The organism is Streptomyces sp. NPDC047971, assembly GCF_040653355.1.
Lineage (GTDB): Bacteria > Actinomycetota > Actinomycetes > Streptomycetales > Streptomycetaceae > Streptomyces.
In genome coordinates, this window is record NZ_JBEZNW010000016.1 from 90,474 (window position 1) to 106,572 (window position 16,099).

Consider the following 16,099-nt stretch of genomic DNA (forward strand, 5'->3'; position numbering starts at 1 on the left):
CGTCGCGGACGTCACGGCGGTCACTTGGGGGTGACCACCTTGTAGTTCTTCGGCACCTGGGCGTCGGGGCGGCGCAGGTACATCGGCAGCGGGTCGAGGAAGTCGGCGCCCGCCGCGAGCCGCTCGGCCGCCAGGGCGGCCAGGGCGGCCGCCGACTGGTGCTCCGGGTCGCGGGCGTCCGGGAAGACCTCGGGGTAGAGGCGCGCGCCGGCGCCGACGGCCGGAACTCCGGCGACCTGCTCGGCGATCTCGGCCGGCCGGTCGACGGCCGCGTCGGTCAGCCGCGTACGGGAGTTCTCGTACCGCGCCCAGTAGACCTCCTTGCGGCGCGCGTCCGTCGCGACGACGAACGGCTCCTCGATCCCGGAGGCGTGGGCGAGCCCGTCCAGCGTGCACAGGCCGTGCACGGGCACGCCGAGCACGGAGGCGAAGGTCGAGGCGGTGACCAGACCGACCCGCAGTCCGGTGTACGGCCCCGGTCCCACGCCGACCACCAGGCCGGTGACCGCGTCGAGCGTGAGCCCGGCCTCCTTGAGGACCCGGTCGACGGCGGGCAGCAGCAGCTCCCCGTGACGGCGGGCGTCGACCTGCCGCGACTCGGCGACGACGGATTCACCGTCGTGGAGGGCGACGGTGACGGCGGGCGTGGCGGTATCCATGGCGAGCAAGAGCACGCAAACAGCCTACGGCTCCCGGCGGGCGGGCACGGCGCCCCGTCCCATCCCCCCGTGGCTGCTACCGTCACCCATCGATACATACGTACGGGAGGTTGGCACGGTGGCAAGGAGCAGCTCGGGATTCGTGGCCGGGCTCACCGCCGCGGCGGTCGCCGCCGTCGCCTTCCTCGCCTACCAGGCGTCGGCGAACGCGCCCGCGGACGTCTCGGCCAAGCCGAAGGTCCCGGCGTCGGCTCCTTCCTCGGCACCGACCGGTGGCCCCGAGAAGCCCGCGAAGGACCCCCTCGCCGTCCCGGCGAACTCCGGCAGCGGTGCGCGCGTGGTGTACGCGCTGGCCGAGCGCAGGGTGTGGCTGGTGGACGCGAAGGGGCAGGCCACGCACGCCTTCTCGGTGATGCCGAGCACGGTGAGCCCGGCGCCGGGGTCGTACAGCGTGACGTCGCGCTCGGGCACGGTGACCGGCTCGGACGGGGTGCGGATCGAGCACGTGGTGCGGTTCGCGAGCGTGCAGGACGTGTCGGTCGGCTTCAGCGCGGCGGTCGACGGCTCGCTCGAACCGCCGGACCCGGAGCGCAAGACCGGCGGCATCCGCATGAAGCGGGCGGACGGCGACGCGATGTGGACGTTCGCGGCGATCGGCGCGAAGGTCGTCGTCGTCGCGTAACGACGCCGGTCGCGTCCTCCGAACGAGGAGTGACGCGACCTCCCCGTCTTGACGGCTACGCGGCCTCGCGCCGGACCGCGGTGTCCCGCTCCTCGCCCTGCGCCGTCTCGTACGAGCCGTGGCCGGCTTCCCGTTCCGCCTCGCGCGGGGGAGTCGACACCGCGCTCGCCGCGGCGCAGGAGGCCAGCAGGTCACTCATAGAGATGCGCTCTTCCGCGCGCTCGCGCTCTGGCGTCGCCATGCATGCCTCCCGTAGGTTAGGTACACCTAACCAGCTCGTGCATCCATGTCACCACGACGCATGCGATCGACGCAACATCTTGCCGACACCTTGTCGGAACCTACGTACGTTCAGCTCAGCGCGAGGTCCTCGTCCGCCCACCGCGCGCCGATCCCGCGCAGCACGACGGTGCGCCGGTCGTCGTCCGTGTCGCCGACGACCCGGTGGATCAGCACGTGCAGCCGGTCGTCCGTCAGCTCCTCGACCTTGCCGTCGCCCCACTCCACGACGACCACGGAGTCGGGCAGCGAGACGTCCAGGTCGAGGTCCTCCATCTCGTCGAGGCCGCCGCCGAGGCGGTACGCGTCGACGTGGACGAGGGCGGGTCCGCCGACCAGGGACGGGTGGACGCGGGCGATGACGAAGGTCGGGGAGGTGACGGCGCCGCGCACGCCGAGGCCCTCTCCCAGGCCGCGGGTGAGCGTCGTCTTCCCCGCGCCGAGTTCACCGGTGAGCATGACGAGGTCGCCGGGGCGCAGCAGCTTGGCCAGGCGGCGGCCGATCTCCTGCATCTCCTCCGGGGAGTCGATGTCGAGGGTGGCGGCGGAGTGCGGTTCGGCGGTGTGCGGTTCTTCCATACGAGCCATACCAGCCAACCTAACTGCTCCCGGAACCCGCTTTCGCCGCCTTCACGGGCACCGCACCGACCTTCGCCAGGAGATCGGCAAGCCGGTCCGTCACCGCCTCGGGATGCTCCAGCATCACCAGATGGCCGCCGTCGTCCACGATGACCAGCTCCGCCTCCGGCAGCAGGTCGGCGATGGCCTCGGTGTGCGCGCTGGGGGTGACCAGATCGCGGTCCCCCGCGAGCGCGAGCACCGGGATCTCGCGGAAGACCTCCAGCGCCGCCGCCTTGTCGTGCTCGGCGAAGGCCGGGTAGAACTCCGCGACCACGTCGATCGGGGTCGCCTCGATCATCCGCTCGGCGAAGCGCGCGACGGCCGGATCGACGTCACGGGACGAGAAGGAGTACTTCTTGATCAGCCCGGCGAACAGGTCGGCGGTGGCCCGGCGGCCCCGCTCGACCAGCTCCGCCTGGGAACCGAGCGCCTTGAGCACGCCGGGCAGGACGCGGCGCACCGCGTTGACTCCGGCGGACGGCAGCCCGTAGTTGACCTCGCCGAGCCGGCCGGCCGAGGTGCCGACGAAGGCCGCGCCGACGACCCGGTCACGGATCAGCTCCGGGTACCGGTCGGCCAGCGCCATGATCGTCATGCCCCCCATCGAATGCCCGACGAGGACCAGCGGCCCCTCGGGCGCGGCCGCGTCGATGACGGCCTTGAGGTCGCGGCCGAGCTGGTCGATGGAGACGGGGACGCCGTCGGGCCCGGACTGGGCGACTCCGCGGGCCGAGCGGCCGTGGCTGCGCTGGTCCCAGTACACGGTACGGACCAGGCCGCGCAGCGCCGCGCGCTGGAAGTGCCAGGAGTCCTGGCCGAGGCAGTAGCCGTGGCTGAAGACGACGGTGACGGGCGCGGGCGGCTTGCGGCCGAAGAGCCGCCGGCGTCGCGGCGCCGGCGGGTCCGGCTCGACCTCGTCGATCTCGTAGTGGAGTGTCGTGCCGTCGTCGGCGAGTGCCTTGCCGGGGGTTCCGCGCAGGGAGCCGTAGGGGGCGGAGGCGTCGAGCGCGAGCCGTGCCTTCTGCCGCATGCCGCGGCCGACGGTGAGCCGCTCGAGGGCGACGCCGGCCGCCGCGCCGGCGGCGAGGACGCCTATCGCGGCACCGGCGAACCCGGCACGCCGCCAGTTGTCGGTGCTGGACTCGCTCACTGCCGCTCCCCTGGTCCCTGGTTCGGTGGGTGCTACCCGTTCAGATAGACGCGCGGGACGCGCGCTCCGATGCGGGTGACGATCTCGTACGCGATGGTGTCGGCGGCCTCGGCCCAGTCCTGGGCGGTGGGCTCGCCCCGCTCGCCGGGCCCGAAGAGCACGGCCTCGGTGCCGGGTGCGGGCTCGTCCCCGCCGAGGTCGACGACGAACTGGTCCATGGCCACCCGGCCGGCGACCGTACGGACCTTGCCCTCGACGAGGACGGGCCCCCGGCCGGAGGCGTGGCGCGGGATGCCGTCGGCGTACCCGACGGGCACGAGGCCGAGGGTGGTCTCGTGGCCGGTGACGTAGTGGTGGCCGTAGCTGACGCCGTGGCCTCCGGGGACCTGCTTGACCAGGGCGACGCTCGCCTTGAGCGTCATCACGGGGCGCAGGCCGAAGTCGGCGGGGGTGCCGATCTCGGGGCTGGGCGAGACGCCGTACATGGCGATGCCGGGCCGCACGAGGTCGAAGTGGGTCTCAGGGAGCGTGAGGGTGGCCGGGGAGTTGGCGAGGTGCCGGACCTCGGGCTCGACCCCGGCCTTCTCCGCGTAGTCGAGCATCGAGCGGAAGACGTCGAGCTGGGAGGCGATGGAGGGGTGGCCGGGCTCGTCGGCGCAGGCGAGGTGCGACCAGAGGCCGGTGATCGTCACCAGCCCGTCCTTCTCCGCCCTGAGGGCCTCGCCGACGAGCTGGGGCCAGTCGGCGGGCTGGCAGCCGTTGCGGCCGAGTCCGGTGTCGGCCTTGAGCTGGATACGCGCCGGCTTGCCCGTGGCGCGGGCCGCCTCCCGGACCTCGTCCAGCGCCCACATCCCGCTCACGGTCATGTCGAGACCGGCCTCGATGCCCTCGGCCCAGGGGTCGCCGGGGGTCCAGAGCCAGCACAGGATCCGCACGTCGGTGAGGCCGGCGGCGCGCAGGGCGAGCGCCTCGTGCGGGGTCGCGGTGCCGAGCCAGTCGGCGCCCGCGTCGAGGGCGGCGCGGGCGCAGCGGATCGCGCCGTGTCCGTACGCGTCCGCCTTGACCACGGCCATCACCTGGACGTGGGGCGCGACACGGGCGCGTAGCGTGCGGACGTTCGCACGCAGCGCACCGAGGTCGATCTCGGCACGGGCTCTGCGGGGCGGCGGTGTCTCAGTCATCGCGCCCAGTCTCTCAGGTGTCGGCTCCACGACGCCCCAGGCCACTTCCGGCGAGCGCGAGCACTAGGCCAAGTGCCGGGAGCGGGGGGCCGGGCGGAGCCCCCGGACCGCGTCGGCCGGACCGACCGAGACCCGGGGGGCAGGGCGGAGCTTCGGACCGCGCCCGGCCGGACCGCCCGAGGCCGGGGCGGTGGAGCTCCGGACCACGCCGGCCGGACCGACCGATGCCGGGGCCGGGGCCGGGCGGAGCCCCCGGACCACGCCCGGCCGGACCGCCCGAGGCCGCGCCGTCCTACGTCGTCACGTCGCGCCATGCGCCCGGCAGGGCCGCCGCCACGTCCTCCGCCGCGATCGGCGCGCCGTCCGATGCGCGGCGGGCGGCCAGACCGTGCAGGTAGGCGGCCACCGAGGCCGCGTCCAGGGCGGGCAGGCCCGCGGCCAGCAGGGACCCCGCGAGGCCCGACAGGACGTCCCCGCTGCCCGCCGTGGCCAGCCATGACGTCCCCGTCGGGTTGACCCGTACCGGACCCGAACCCTCCGCCACCAGCGTCGTCGAGCCCTTGAGGAGCACCGTCGCCCCGTACCGCGCCGCCAGCTCCCGTACCGCCGACAGCCGTTCCGCCTCCACCGACTCGCGCTCCACGCCCAGCAGCGCCGCCGCCTCCCCCGCGTGCGGGGTGAGCAGCGTCGGGGCCGTCCGTCCCCGCACCGCCGACGCGTCCAGGCCCCTCAGCCCGTCCGCGTCCACCAGGACGGGCACGTCCGAGGCCAGCACGTCCGCGACCCCCGGCTCGTCGCCGAGCCCCGGCCCGACGATCCACGCCTGCACCCGGCCCGCCTTCGCCGGCGGCCCCGCGTGCACCAGGGTCTCCGGGAAGCGCGCGATCACCGCGTCGGCCGCCGGTCCCACGTACCGCACCGCCCCCGCGCCACCCCGCAGCGCGCCGGCCACCGCCAGCACCGCCGCGCCCGGGTACCGGGCGGAGCCGGCGACCACCCCCACCACGCCCCGCCGGTACTTGTCGCTCTCCGCACCGGGGGCGGGCAGCATCCCCGCCACGTCCTCGTGCTGGAGCGCCTGGAGCTCCGGCACGGACGGCAGGTACTCCCCCAGGCCGATGTCCACCAGCCGCAGCGCGCCCGCGTACTCCCGCGCCGGGTCGATCAGCAGCCCCGGCTTGTACGTCCCGAACGTGACCGTCGCGTCCGCGCGCAGCGCCTCCCCCGCGACCGTCCCCGAGTCGGCGTCCACCCCGCTCGGCAGATCGACGGCGACCACGACCGCGTCGGAGCCGCGCGCCGCACGCGCCACCGGGACGGCGTCCGGCCGCAGTCCGCCGCGGCCGCCGATGCCGGTGATCCCGTCGATCACGAGATCGGCCGCCGCCAGGGCCTCGTACGGGTCCTCCGCCACCCGCCCCCCGGCCGCCGACAGCGCCGCGAGACCGCGCTCATGGGCCCGCGCGCCCAGCAGGACGGCCGTCACACCGGCCCCGCGGCGCGCCAGCCGCGCCCCCGCGTAGAGCGCGTCGCCCCCGTTGTCCCCGCTGCCCACGAGCAGGACGACCCTCGCCCCGTACACATGGCCGCGACCGAGCAGGGAGAAGCAGGCGGCGGCGAGCCCCGCCGCCGCCCGGCGCATGAGCGCGTCCTCCGGCAGCTTCGCCATCAGCTCGGCCTCGGCGGCCCGTACGGTCTCCACGCGGTAAGCGGTACGCATGCCCCGCAGTCTGCCGCACACCTCAAGCAAGCGCCGGGAGGCGAGGGTTGACGGTCGGGCCCGGGGCCGGCGGTAAGAACGGGCCCCGACCGCCTACCCCTCCGCGATCACCACCGCCGACGCCACCCCCGCGTCGTGGCTGAGCGACACATGCCAGTGCTTCACGCCCAGTTCGGCCGCCCGCGCCGCCACCGTCCCGCTCACCCGCAGCCGCGGCTGCCCGGTGCCCTCGACGTACACCTCGGCATCCGTCCAGTGCAGGCCGGCGGGTGCGCCGAGCGCCTTGGCCAGCGCCTCCTTGGCGGCGAAGCGCACGGCGAGGGAGGCCACGCCGCGCCGTTCGCCGCTCGGGAGCAGCTGCTCGCGTTCCACGAAGAGGCGCTGGAGCAGCCCCGGCGTCCGTTCGATCGACGCGGCGAAGCGGTCGATCTCCGCCACGTCGATCCCCACCCCGATGATCATTCGCTCACTCCACGGTCACAGATTTCGCCAGGTTGCGCGGCTGGTCCACCTCGTTGCCGCGCGCCGTCGCCAGTTCACAGGCGAAGACCTGCAGCGGCACGGTGGAGACCAGCGGCTGGAGCAGCGTAGGCGTTGCCGGGATGCGGATGAGATGGTCGGCGTACGGGACGACCGCGTCGTCGCCCTCCTCCGCGATGACGATCGTCCGCGCCCCGCGCGCCCGGATCTCCTGGATGTTGGAGACGATCTTGTCGTGCAGGACGGACCGTCCGCGCGGCGAGGGCACGACGACCACCACCGGCAGGTCCTCCTCGATGAGCGCGATCGGGCCGTGCTTCAGCTCGCCCGCCGCGAAGCCCTCGGCGTGCATGTACGCCAGTTCCTTGAGCTTCAGGGCGCCTTCCAGGGCCACCGGGTAGCCGACGTGCCGGCCGAGGAAGAGCACCGTGTCCTTGTGGGCGAGGGAACGGGCCAGCGCGCGCACCGGCTCCATCGTCTCCAGGACCCGCTCGACCTCGTCGGCGATCCGGGCGAGCTCCCTGATCACCGCGTGGATCTCGTCGCCCCACTTCGTCCCGCGCACCTGGCCCAGGTAGAGCGCCAGCAGATAGCAGGCGACGAGCTGCGTCAGGAACGCCTTCGTGGACGCGACGGCCACTTCGGGGCCCGCGTGCGTGTAGAGGACGGCGTCGGACTCCCGGGGGATGGTCGACCCGTTGGTGTTGCAGACGGCGAGCACCTTGGCGCCCTGCTCGCGCGCGTGCCGCAGCGCCATCAGGGTGTCCATCGTCTCGCCGGACTGGGAGATCGCGATGACGAGGGTGCGCTGGCCGAGGATCGGATCGCGGTAGCGGAACTCGCTCGCCAGCTCCACCTCGCAGGGAATCCTGGTCCAGTGCTCGATGGCGTACTTCGCGATCATTCCGGCGTGGAAGGCCGTGCCGCACGCGATGATGACGATCTTGTCGGCCTCACGCAGCACCGCGTCCGGGATGCGCACCTCGTCGAGCTTGAGGTGGCCCTCCGCGTCGATCCGCCCGAGAAGGGTGTCGGCGACCGCCTTGGGCTGCTCGGCGATCTCCTTGAGCATGAAGTAGTCGTAGCCGCCCTTCTCGGCGGCCGAGGCGTCCCAGTCCACGTGGTACGCCCGTACGTCGGCCGGGGCGCCGCTGAAGTCGGTGACCTCGACGCCCTCGCGGGAGAGTTCGACGACCTGGTCCTGGCCCAGCTCGATCGCCGCCCGGGTGTGCGCGATGAAGGCGGAGACGTCGGAGGCGAGGAAGTACTCCCCCTCCCCGACTCCGACCACCAGCGGGGAGTTCCGCCGGGCGCCGACCACCACGTCCGGCTGGTCGGCGTGCACGGCGACCAGCGTGAACGCGCCGTCGAGCCGGCGGCACACCAGCCGCATCGCCTCGGCGAGGTCTCCGCTGGAGGAGAACTCCTCGGCGAGCAGATGGGCCACGACCTCGGTGTCCGTCTCGGACGCGAGGTCGTGGCCGCGCTCCTCCAGCTCGGCCCTGAGGGCGGCGAAGTTCTCGATGATCCCGTTGTGGACGACGGCCACGCGCCCCGCGTTGTCGAGATGCGGGTGGGCGTTCACGTCGGTCGGCCCGCCGTGGGTGGCCCAGCGGGTGTGTCCGATGCCGGTGGAGCCGCTGGACAACGGCCGGTCCACCAGCTCCTTCTCCAGATTGACGAGCTTGCCCGCCTTCTTCGCCGCGGCCAGGCCCCCGTCGGAGAGCACCGCGACGCCGGCCGAGTCGTAGCCCCGGTACTCGAGCCGCTTGAGGCCCGCGATCACCACATCAAGCGCCGACTGCCCGCCGACGTATCCCACGATTCCGCACATGGCGGCAGCCTACGGCCGAAGGCCGCCGCCAGGACGGACTCAGCCCAGCTTGGTCGCCTGCGCGTCGATGATGACCTTCGGCTGCTCCTTGACCTCGCCGGCGAGGCTGATGGTGGAGAAGGCGGCGAGGTTGTTGCCCTTGCGGAAGACGACGAGCTTGCTGACGAACGGCTCGCCCTCCATGTCGGAGGTGACGGTGAAGGCGACGGATTCCTCGCCGGCGGTCACGGTGTCCGGGGCGACCTTGGAGACCTTGGTCTCCTCGCCGCCGCCCTTGACCGTGAAGCCGCCCGCGCACTCGGTGCCGGCCGTCTTCAGCAGGCCGAAGGCGTCCTGCGCCCCGGAGCCGTCGTACGAACCTAGGGTCACGGCGGTGATCGGGGCGCCCAGCGCCCCGATCGCGGCGTCCGTCGGGTCCTGCGTCGCGTTCTTCTGCGGGATCTCGATGGCCTTGCGCTGCACGGTGGCGGCCGGGCTGCCGGGCGCGATGAACGACATGGCGTCGGCGATCGGCTTGCAGGCGGCCTTGTCGGTGGCGACCTCGCTCGACTTGACGACGTCTCCGTCCTTCGCCTTCTCCACCTTGTGGCCCTTGAGGTCGGCCTGCTCGACGACGAGCTTCTCCAGCTCGGCGGCGGACAGCGCCTTGGCCGCGGGCGCGGCGGAGGTGGCGGACGGCTTGGCGGTGTCGGTGCCCTTGCCGCCCTTGTCATCCTTGGCCCCACCACAGGCGGCGACACCCATCGCGAGCGAGACGGCGGTGACGGCGACGGCGGTACGGCGGAGGACGGTGGCTCTCATGGTCAACTCTCTGATCGAAAAAGGCGATTCTGTGCGAACCCTATGTGTGCGCCGATCGCAGCTGACACCGAATTACCAACCGGTACGAGATCGCAACTTCACACCATCCACGAATTCCCGCAGGGCGCCTGCACTAAGGGCCACCACGACGTCGGGCACCTTGCTGTCGCGGAGACGGACGGTGCCGTCGGGGGCGAGGGCGACGGAGACGCAGTTGGAGCCGTCCGGGCTGTACGAGGACTTCGTCCACTCATACGCGGTCACTTCGCGTCCCTCCTCAGATCTCACGGGCGAGCCGACGGATGAAGTCCCGGGACTCGGACGCCTTCAAGGCTGACGCCTCCAAGCGGTCGAGTACGGACCGGAACTTGATCAGCTGGGCTTCGGCGTCAAGGAACTCACAGCCGAAGTGGGTGTCGACCTGGACGGTGTCCAGCTTGGGTACCGCGCCCGAGACGTAGTCGATGGGCTGTCCGGTGCCGGGAGACGCGCCGCAGCCGAAGGGCAGGACGCGCACGGTGATGTTGTCGCGCTCGCTCATCCCGACGATGTGCTCCAACTGCGCGCGGGCGACTTCCGGTCCTCCGAAGGCCATGCGCAGTGCGGCCTCGTGGATCAACGCCGTGTACTGAAGGGGCCGAGACCTGTGAAGGATCTCCTGGCGCTTGATGCGGTGGGAAAGTCGATGCTCCGCCTCGTAGGGCAGCAGAGGGGGAGCCACCTCCTTGAAGAGCACCCGGGCATGGTCCGCGGTCTGCAGCAGTGCAGGAATGTGGATCACGAGGGCGACGCGAAGCTCCGTGGCGTGATGCTCCAGCTCGGCCAAGTCGACAAGGGCGGCCGGTAGATACTCGCGGTACTCCTCCCACCAACCGCGGGTCCTTCCCCCGGTCATCGCACACAGCGCCTCGATCAGTGCCTCGTCAGCACAGTCATAGGTGCGAGCGAAGGTACGTACGCGTTCAGCACTGACCGGGTAGCGGCCTGACTCGATGCTGCTGACCCTCGCCTGGCTGATGCCTAGGACCGCCGCAGCGCCGGTCGAGGTCAGTCCCGCACTCTCTCGGAGCCTTCGCAGCTCGATGCCGAGCCGCTGCTGACGCAAGGTGGTGGTGGCGCTTGGCGGCAAGACTCTCCGATCTCCACACATCCGTGCGGGCAGGTCACCCACACGACGTCACTTTGGGTAGCTGCCTGCGAACAGGTAGCAAGTATTCCACCGCTCACTCTACGGTGGACCCAAGCCGCTCAACTGGCCTGGCCCGTAAGCCGGAAGCGCACCGCGTCCCGCGACACTGCCACCGCACGGCCTCGTAGCGAGTGACCCAACTCCACCTCCCTGCAGGAGACTTCCGTGACCACCGTATCCCCGCACGCCCCCTGGTCGTGCGCCCTCCATCTCCCCCACGACCGCCTCGCCCCGCGCGTCGCCCGCATGACACTGCGCGCCGCACTCGCCGGCCACGGCATGGCCGACCGCGTCGAGACCGCCGAACTTCTCGCCTCCGAGCTGGTCACCAACGCCTACCGGCACTCCCGGGGTCCGGCGGCGCTCCGTCCGCGCCACATGGAGGGCGACTGGCTCCGCATCAGCGTCTGGGACACGAACCCGCACATCCCGGCCCCCTTCGACCGCCGCCGCCACCTCACCCTGACACCGCCACCCGACGCCACGTCGGGCCGCGGCCTGCTCCTGGTCCAGCAGTACGCGGACAACTGGGGCGGCTACGCCCTCGGCGACGACCTCTTCGGCCGCGGCGGCAAACTCCTCTGGTGCGAAGTGGCCCCGCCGGACTTCACCGAGGCGGCTTGAGCGACCCCGTAGTCACCGTCCACTCCGAGCCGACAGCCCGCCCCGACGGAACGAAGTACCGCCGCACTGTCCCCTACGCCTTCGGCGACACCGCCACCGCCGGCCGCTGGAGCCTCGGCACCAGCACCCTCAAGAGCTACCCCGCCGACTGGTGACCGTAACGGTGAGTGACAGCCGGACCGCACCCCGGGACCGCCACCCCCTCACCGCACCCCCACCCCGCCCCTCCCCCACGTGACCGACCCCACCACCCACAACCGCCCCGGAGCCACGACAATGGCGGGGTGATCACTTCGCCGCCACGAAGCGCCAACGGCAACGGAACCTCGCCCCGCCGGGGGCCCGAGGCCACGCCGTACGTCGACCTCACCCGGGGTGAGTGGAGCGCGCTGCGTGACAAGACGCCGCTGCCGCTGTCCGCGGACGAGGTCGAGCGACTGCGGGGCCTCGGGGACGTCATCGACCTCGACGAGGTGCGGGACATCTACCTGCCCCTGTCCCGCCTGCTCAATCTGTACGTCCAGGCCACCAGCGGGCTGCGCGGGGCGCTCAACACCTTCCTCGGCGAGCGCGCCGAGCAGCGCGGGACGCCCTTCGTCATAGGAGTCGCCGGCTCCGTCGCCGTCGGCAAGTCCACCGTGGCCCGTCTCCTCCAGGCGCTGCTCGCCCGCTGGCCGGAGCACCCTCGCGTGGAGCTCGTCACGACCGACGGCTTCCTCTACCCCATGGAGGAGCTGAGGGCGCGCGGGCTGATGTCCCGCAAGGGCTTCCCGGAGTCGTACGACCGCCGGGCGCTGACCCGCTTCGTCGCCGACATCAAGGCCGGCAAGGACGAGGTCACCGCCCCCGTCTACTCCCATCTGATCTACGACATCGTGCCGGGCGAGCGGCTCGTGGTCCGCCGCCCCGACATCCTGATCGTCGAGGGGCTCAACGTCCTCCAGCCGGCGCTGCCCGGCCAGGACGGCCGTACCCGCGTCGGCCTCGCCGACTACTTCGACTTCTCCGTGTACGTCGACGCGCGGCCCGAGGACATCGAGCGCTGGTACCTCAACCGCTTCCGCAAGCTGCGCGACACCGCGTTCCAGAACCCCGACTCGTACTTCCAGCGCTACACCCAGGTCTCCGAGGAGGAGGCCCTGGAGTACGCCCGCACGATGTGGCGGACCATCAACAAGGTGAACCTGCTGGAGAACGTGGCTCCGACGCGCGGCCGGGCCACCCTCGTCGTGCGCAAGGGCCCGGACCACAAGGTGCAGCGCCTGAGTCTGCGCAAGCTCTGAACCGGACTAGGGTGCGGCCATGCTGCATCTGCGGATCATCACCCCGGCCGCCCGGACGGAAGCGGTTCTCCATCTGATCGACACGACCGTGGGCACCACCCATCTCGCGGTGCTCAGGGATGTCGCCCGCGACCCCTCGGGAGACATCGTGATGTGCGATGTGGCCCGCGAAGCCGGTGACGAACTCCTGCAGGGTTTGCGGGAGTTGGGCATCGACAAGGTCGGTTCGATCGCGGTCTCGCACATCGACCTGTCGCTCTCCGACCGGGCCGAGAAGGCCGAGGAGGAGGCCCCGGGCGAGGCGGCGGACGCGGTGATCTGGGAGCAGCTCACGGAGACCTCCCAGGAGGAGTCCACGCTCACGATCACCTACGCGGCCCTGATGATCGTGGCGACGATGATCGCGGCCTGCGGTGTGGTCCTCGACAACGCGATCCTGATCGTGGGAGCCATGGCGGTCGGCCCGGAGTTCGGCCCGCTGGCCGGGATCAGTACGGGCCTGGTGCGGCGCTCGCGGAAGGCCGTCTGGCGCTCGACGGTCGCCCTGGTGGTCGGCTTCGCCTCGGCGATCGTCGCGACGACCGTGTTCAGCCTGGTGATGACCGGGCTCGGCCAGTTCGAGGAGAGCATGCTCGACGCCGCGCGCCCGAACACGGGCTTCATCTTCCAGCCCGACCCGTTCTCGTTCATCGTGGCGCTGCTGGCGGGCGTGGCCGGCGTGGTCTCGCTGACCTCGTCCAAGGCGGGCGTGCTGGTCGGCGTGGCGATCTCGGTGACGACCGTCCCCGCGGCCGCGAACGCCGCCGTGGCCCTCAGCTACGGCGACCTGGCCCAGATGTGGGGCTCCGCCGAGCAGTTGCTGCTGAACCTGACCGGCATCATCATCGCCGGGGTGCTCACGCTCCTGGGCTGGAAACTGCTGTGGCGCACCCAGCGGGGTCGGATGACCCGACCGCCGGGTGCGCCACGCCTCAAGTAGGGCCGGCTGTCAGCCGAGCGCGGACTTCACCACGTCCGCCAGCCGCCCCGCCACCGCGCGCGCCTGCTCGATGTCGGCGGCCTCGACCATCACGCGTACGAGCGGCTCGGTACCCGAGGGGCGGAGCAACACCCGTCCGGTGGAGCCCAGTTCGCGCTCCGCGTCGGTGACCGCGGAGGCCAGCTCGCCGGAGGTCTTCACCCGGGACTTGTCGACGTCGGGCACGTTGACGAGGACCTGCGGCAGCCGCTCCATGACGCCGGCCAGGTCCGCGAGGGACTTGCCGGTGGCCGCGACGCGCGCCGCCAGCATCAGGCCGGTGAGCGTGCCGTCGCCGGTGGTGGCGTGGTCGAGCACGATGACGTGCCCGGACTGCTCGCCGCCGAGCGCGTAGCCGTGCTCCTTCATGGACTCCAGGACGTAACGGTCGCCGACCGCCGTCTGGACCAGCTGGAGGCCCTCGCGCTCCATGGCCAGCTTGAAGCCGAGGTTGGACATCACGGTCGCGACAACGGTGTCGCCCCGCAGCGTCCCGGCCTCGCGCATGGCGAGGGCGAGCACGGCGAGGATCTGGTCGCCGTCGATCTCGTTGCCGGCGGCGTCGACGGCGAGGCAGCGGTCGGCGTCGCCGTCGTGGGCGATGCCGAAGTCCGCGCCGTGCTCGACGACGGCGGCCTTGAGGAGCCCCAGGTGGGTGGAGCCGCAGCCGTCGTTGATGTTGAGGCCGTCCGGCTCCGCGCCGATCGTGACGACCTGGGCACCGGCGCGGGCGAACGCCTCGGGCGACACGTGGGACGCCGCGCCGTGCGCCTCGTCGAGGACGACCTTGAGCCCGTCGAGCCGGTTCGGCAGGACGCCGATGAGGTGGGCGACGTACTTGTCGAAGCCCTCGTCGTAGTCACGGACCCGGCCGACGCCGGCGCCGGTCGGCCGCTCCCACGGGGCGCCGGTGCGGTGCTCCTCGTAGACGGACTCGATCCGGTCCTCCAGCCCGTCGGCGAGCTTGTGACCACCGCGGGCGAAGAACTTGATGCCGTTGTCGGGCATCGCGTTGTGGCTGGCGGAGAGCATCACGCCGAGGTCCGCGCCGAGCGCTCCGGTGAGGTACGCGACGGCCGGGGTGGGCAGGACGCCGACGCGCAGGACGTCGACGCCCGCGCTCGCGAGGCCCGCCACGACGGCGGCCTCCAGGAACTCTCCCGACGCGCGGGGGTCACGCCCGACCACCGCGGTCGGCCGATGGCCCTCGAAGGTCCCCGCCTCGGCGAGCACGTGCGCCGCCGCGACCGACAGGCCGAGCGCGAGCTCCGCCGTCAGATCCGCGTTCGCCACACCGCGTACACCGTCCGTGCCGAAGAGTCGTCCCACAGCTGTCCTCCGAAACTGCTCCGAATGTGCGATCCCCTGAGCGCTAGATGCCCGTTTTCACGTCAGAGCCGCCCAGAAAAGGCCCAGGGGGAGGAAAAAACGTACGCCCCGGCAGCACGGGCAGTGCCGCCGGGGCGTACGTGCAAAGCAGACCGAGCAGGCGATTAGCGCTTGCTGTACTGCGGGGCCTTACGGGCCTTCTTGAGACCGGCCTTCTTGCGCTCGACCGCACGGTCGTCGCGGGAGAGGAAGCCGGCCTTCTTCAGCGCCGGGCGGTTGTTCTCGACATCCGCCTCGTTCAGCGCACGGGCCACACCGAGACGCAGGGCGCCGGCCTGGCCGGAGACACCGCCACCCGAGATGCGGGCGATGACGTCGTAGCGGTTGTCGAGCTCGAGCACCTTGAAGGGCTCGTTGACTTCCTGCTGGTGGACCTTGTTCGGGAAGTAGTCCTCGAGCGTACGCCCGTTGATCTTCCACTTGCCGGTGCCCGGAACGATCCGGACGCGGGCGATGGCGTTCTTGCGACGACCCAGGCCGGCGGCCGGCTGCGGGTCACCGAAGCGCGACGCCAGGGACTCCGAGGTGTACTCGCCCTCGACGGGGACCTCGGACTCGAAGGTGGTGACCTCGGCGTAGGTCTCCTCGCCCTCGATGGGGTTCTCAACAGTGGTCTCGGCCACGATTCTCCTCAGATTTCTTTCGTTCTTAGGGGGTGTGGCCGGAACTACTGCGCGACCTGGGTGATCTCGAACGGGACCGGCTGCTGGGCAGCGTGCGGGTGGTTCTCGCCCGCGTAGACCTTCAGCTTCGAGAGCATCTGACGGCCCAGGGAGTTCTTGGGGATCATGCCCTTGATGGCCTTCTCGACGGCCTTCTCGGGGTTCTTGTCGAGCAGCTCGTCGTAACGGACGGAGCGCAGACCACCCGGGAAGCCGGAGTGGCGGTACGCCAGCTTCTGGGTCTTCTTGTTGCCGGACAGGTGGACCTTGTCAGCGTTGATGATGATGACGAAGTCGCCCATGTCCATGTGGGGGGCGTAGACGGGCTTGTGCTTGCCTCGCAGGAGGTTCGCAGCCGTCGTCGCCAGACGGCCCAGGACAACGTCCTGCGCGTCGATGATGTGCCACTGGCGAGTGACATCGCCGGGCTTGGGGCTGTACGTACGCACTTCGTAGCCTTCGCTTCTTCAGTGGATGGAGTCCAGACACACCTGAAGCGATCATGCAGCTGGGGCCTGCACTGCCGG

At 71.7% G+C, this 16,099-nt stretch carries 19 protein-coding genes; 5 read left to right on the forward strand and 14 right to left on the reverse strand.

The features are described 5' to 3' along the window. Positions 1-20 precede the first annotated feature (20 nt). Positions 21-674, reverse strand: a complete 654-nt coding sequence (gene tsaB / locus AB0D99_RS17415) for a tRNA (adenosine(37)-N6)-threonylcarbamoyltransferase complex dimerization subunit type 1 TsaB (RefSeq protein ID WP_362362087.1) — start codon at positions 672-674, stop codon at positions 21-23. Between the two features lie 103 nt (positions 675-777). Between tsaB and AB0D99_RS17420 the strand changes: the two genes are divergently transcribed. Beyond that, on the forward strand, positions 778-1,341 hold the full coding sequence (locus AB0D99_RS17420) for a hypothetical protein (protein ID WP_362362090.1): 564 nt from the start codon (positions 778-780) through the stop codon (positions 1,339-1,341). Positions 1,342-1,396: 55 nt separating this feature from the next. Here AB0D99_RS17420 and AB0D99_RS17425 read toward each other — a convergent pair whose 3' ends face one another. The 10 genes from AB0D99_RS17425 to AB0D99_RS17470 form a co-directional block, all read right to left on the reverse strand. Continuing rightward, on the reverse strand, positions 1,397-1,582 hold the full coding sequence (locus tag AB0D99_RS17425) for a hypothetical protein (protein WP_362362093.1): 186 nt from the start codon (positions 1,580-1,582) through the stop codon (positions 1,397-1,399). Positions 1,583-1,692: 110 nt separating this feature from the next. Further along, the gene (gene tsaE, locus AB0D99_RS17430; protein ID WP_362362231.1) at positions 1,693-2,199 is read right to left on the reverse strand and encodes a tRNA (adenosine(37)-N6)-threonylcarbamoyltransferase complex ATPase subunit type 1 TsaE; all 507 of its coding nucleotides are present in this window, start codon (positions 2,197-2,199) and stop codon (positions 1,693-1,695) included. A gap of 19 nt (positions 2,200-2,218) precedes the next feature. Next, entirely contained in the window at positions 2,219-3,391 is a 1,173-nt protein-coding gene (locus AB0D99_RS17435; protein ID WP_362362096.1) for an alpha/beta hydrolase, read from the reverse strand. A 32-nt stretch (positions 3,392-3,423) separates the two neighbouring features. Beyond that, positions 3,424-4,572, reverse strand: coding sequence for an alanine racemase (gene alr / locus AB0D99_RS17440; protein WP_362362099.1), 1,149 nt, complete (start codon positions 4,570-4,572; stop codon positions 3,424-3,426). Positions 4,573-4,864: 292 nt separating this feature from the next. Beyond that, entirely contained in the window at positions 4,865-6,292 is a 1,428-nt protein-coding gene (locus AB0D99_RS17445; protein WP_362362102.1) for an NAD(P)H-hydrate dehydratase, read from the reverse strand. A 93-nt stretch (positions 6,293-6,385) separates the two neighbouring features. Continuing rightward, positions 6,386-6,754, reverse strand: coding sequence for a holo-ACP synthase (locus AB0D99_RS17450; RefSeq protein ID WP_362362105.1), 369 nt, complete (start codon positions 6,752-6,754; stop codon positions 6,386-6,388). Positions 6,755-6,758: 4 nt separating this feature from the next. Next, the gene (glmS, locus tag AB0D99_RS17455) at positions 6,759-8,606 is read right to left on the reverse strand and encodes a glutamine--fructose-6-phosphate transaminase (isomerizing) (protein ID WP_362362108.1); all 1,848 of its coding nucleotides are present in this window, start codon (positions 8,604-8,606) and stop codon (positions 6,759-6,761) included. Between the two features lie 39 nt (positions 8,607-8,645). After that, on the reverse strand, positions 8,646-9,407 hold the full coding sequence (locus AB0D99_RS17460) for a hypothetical protein (RefSeq protein ID WP_362362111.1): 762 nt from the start codon (positions 9,405-9,407) through the stop codon (positions 8,646-8,648). Between the two features lie 72 nt (positions 9,408-9,479). Beyond that, on the reverse strand, positions 9,480-9,671 hold the full coding sequence (locus AB0D99_RS17465) for a DUF397 domain-containing protein (protein WP_362362114.1): 192 nt from the start codon (positions 9,669-9,671) through the stop codon (positions 9,480-9,482). Positions 9,672-9,684: 13 nt separating this feature from the next. Then, positions 9,685-10,536: a helix-turn-helix transcriptional regulator gene (locus AB0D99_RS17470; RefSeq protein WP_362362117.1), complete on the reverse strand. Its 852-nt coding sequence runs from the start codon at positions 10,534-10,536 to the stop codon at positions 9,685-9,687. A gap of 225 nt (positions 10,537-10,761) precedes the next feature. On the opposite strand from AB0D99_RS17470, the gene AB0D99_RS17475 reads away from it, so the two are divergent. The 4 genes from AB0D99_RS17475 to AB0D99_RS17490 all read left to right on the forward strand — a co-directional run bounded on the left by AB0D99_RS17475 (position 10,762) and on the right by AB0D99_RS17490 (position 13,482). After that, on the forward strand, positions 10,762-11,220 hold the full coding sequence (locus AB0D99_RS17475; protein ID WP_362362120.1) for an ATP-binding protein: 459 nt from the start codon (positions 10,762-10,764) through the stop codon (positions 11,218-11,220). After that, positions 11,217-11,375, forward strand: coding sequence for a hypothetical protein (locus tag AB0D99_RS17480; RefSeq protein ID WP_362362122.1), 159 nt, complete (start codon positions 11,217-11,219; stop codon positions 11,373-11,375). Before AB0D99_RS17475 ends, AB0D99_RS17480 begins: the two co-directional genes overlap by 4 nt. A 129-nt stretch (positions 11,376-11,504) precedes the next feature. Beyond that, a complete protein-coding gene (gene coaA, locus AB0D99_RS17485) occupies positions 11,505-12,503 on the forward strand; it encodes a type I pantothenate kinase (protein ID WP_362362125.1) in 999 nt (332 codons plus the stop codon). A gap of 19 nt (positions 12,504-12,522) precedes the next feature. Beyond that, positions 12,523-13,482 (forward strand): DUF389 domain-containing protein, encoded by a 960-nt coding sequence (locus tag AB0D99_RS17490; RefSeq protein ID WP_362362128.1) that lies wholly within the window; start codon positions 12,523-12,525, stop codon positions 13,480-13,482. 9 nt (positions 13,483-13,491) lie between these two features. Here the strand turns inward: AB0D99_RS17490 and glmM are convergent, their stop codons facing one another. The 3 genes from glmM to rplM form a co-directional block, all read right to left on the reverse strand. Continuing rightward, positions 13,492-14,850: a phosphoglucosamine mutase gene (gene glmM / locus AB0D99_RS17495; protein ID WP_362362130.1), complete on the reverse strand. Its 1,359-nt coding sequence runs from the start codon at positions 14,848-14,850 to the stop codon at positions 13,492-13,494. 164 nt (positions 14,851-15,014) lie between these two features. Next, positions 15,015-15,533 (reverse strand): 30S ribosomal protein S9, encoded by a 519-nt coding sequence (gene rpsI / locus AB0D99_RS17500; RefSeq protein WP_361859316.1) that lies wholly within the window; start codon positions 15,531-15,533, stop codon positions 15,015-15,017. A gap of 44 nt (positions 15,534-15,577) precedes the next feature. Further along, positions 15,578-16,021 (reverse strand): 50S ribosomal protein L13, encoded by a 444-nt coding sequence (rplM, locus tag AB0D99_RS17505; protein ID WP_030209034.1) that lies wholly within the window; start codon positions 16,019-16,021, stop codon positions 15,578-15,580. Between the last annotated feature and the right edge of the window lie 78 nt (positions 16,022-16,099).

Coding starts and splice junctions, on each gene's coding strand:
- tsaE (WP_362362231.1), bottom strand. CDS start 2,199: ATGGAAGAACCGCACACCGCCGAACCGCACTCCGCCGCCACCCTCGAC.
- AB0D99_RS17490 (WP_362362128.1), top strand. CDS start 12,523: ATGCTGCATCTGCGGATCATCACCCCGGCCGCCCGGACGGAAGCGGTT.
- alr (WP_362362099.1), bottom strand. CDS start 4,572: ATGACTGAGACACCGCCGCCCCGCAGAGCCCGTGCCGAGATCGACCTC.
- AB0D99_RS17450 (WP_362362105.1), bottom strand. CDS start 6,754: ATGATCATCGGGGTGGGGATCGACGTGGCGGAGATCGACCGCTTCGCC.
- glmS (WP_362362108.1), bottom strand. CDS start 8,606: ATGTGCGGAATCGTGGGATACGTCGGCGGGCAGTCGGCGCTTGATGTG.
- AB0D99_RS17460 (WP_362362111.1), bottom strand. CDS start 9,407: ATGAGAGCCACCGTCCTCCGCCGTACCGCCGTCGCCGTCACCGCCGTC.
- AB0D99_RS17425 (WP_362362093.1), bottom strand. CDS start 1,582: ATGGCGACGCCAGAGCGCGAGCGCGCGGAAGAGCGCATCTCTATGAGT.
- AB0D99_RS17445 (WP_362362102.1), bottom strand. CDS start 6,292: ATGCGTACCGCTTACCGCGTGGAGACCGTACGGGCCGCCGAGGCCGAG.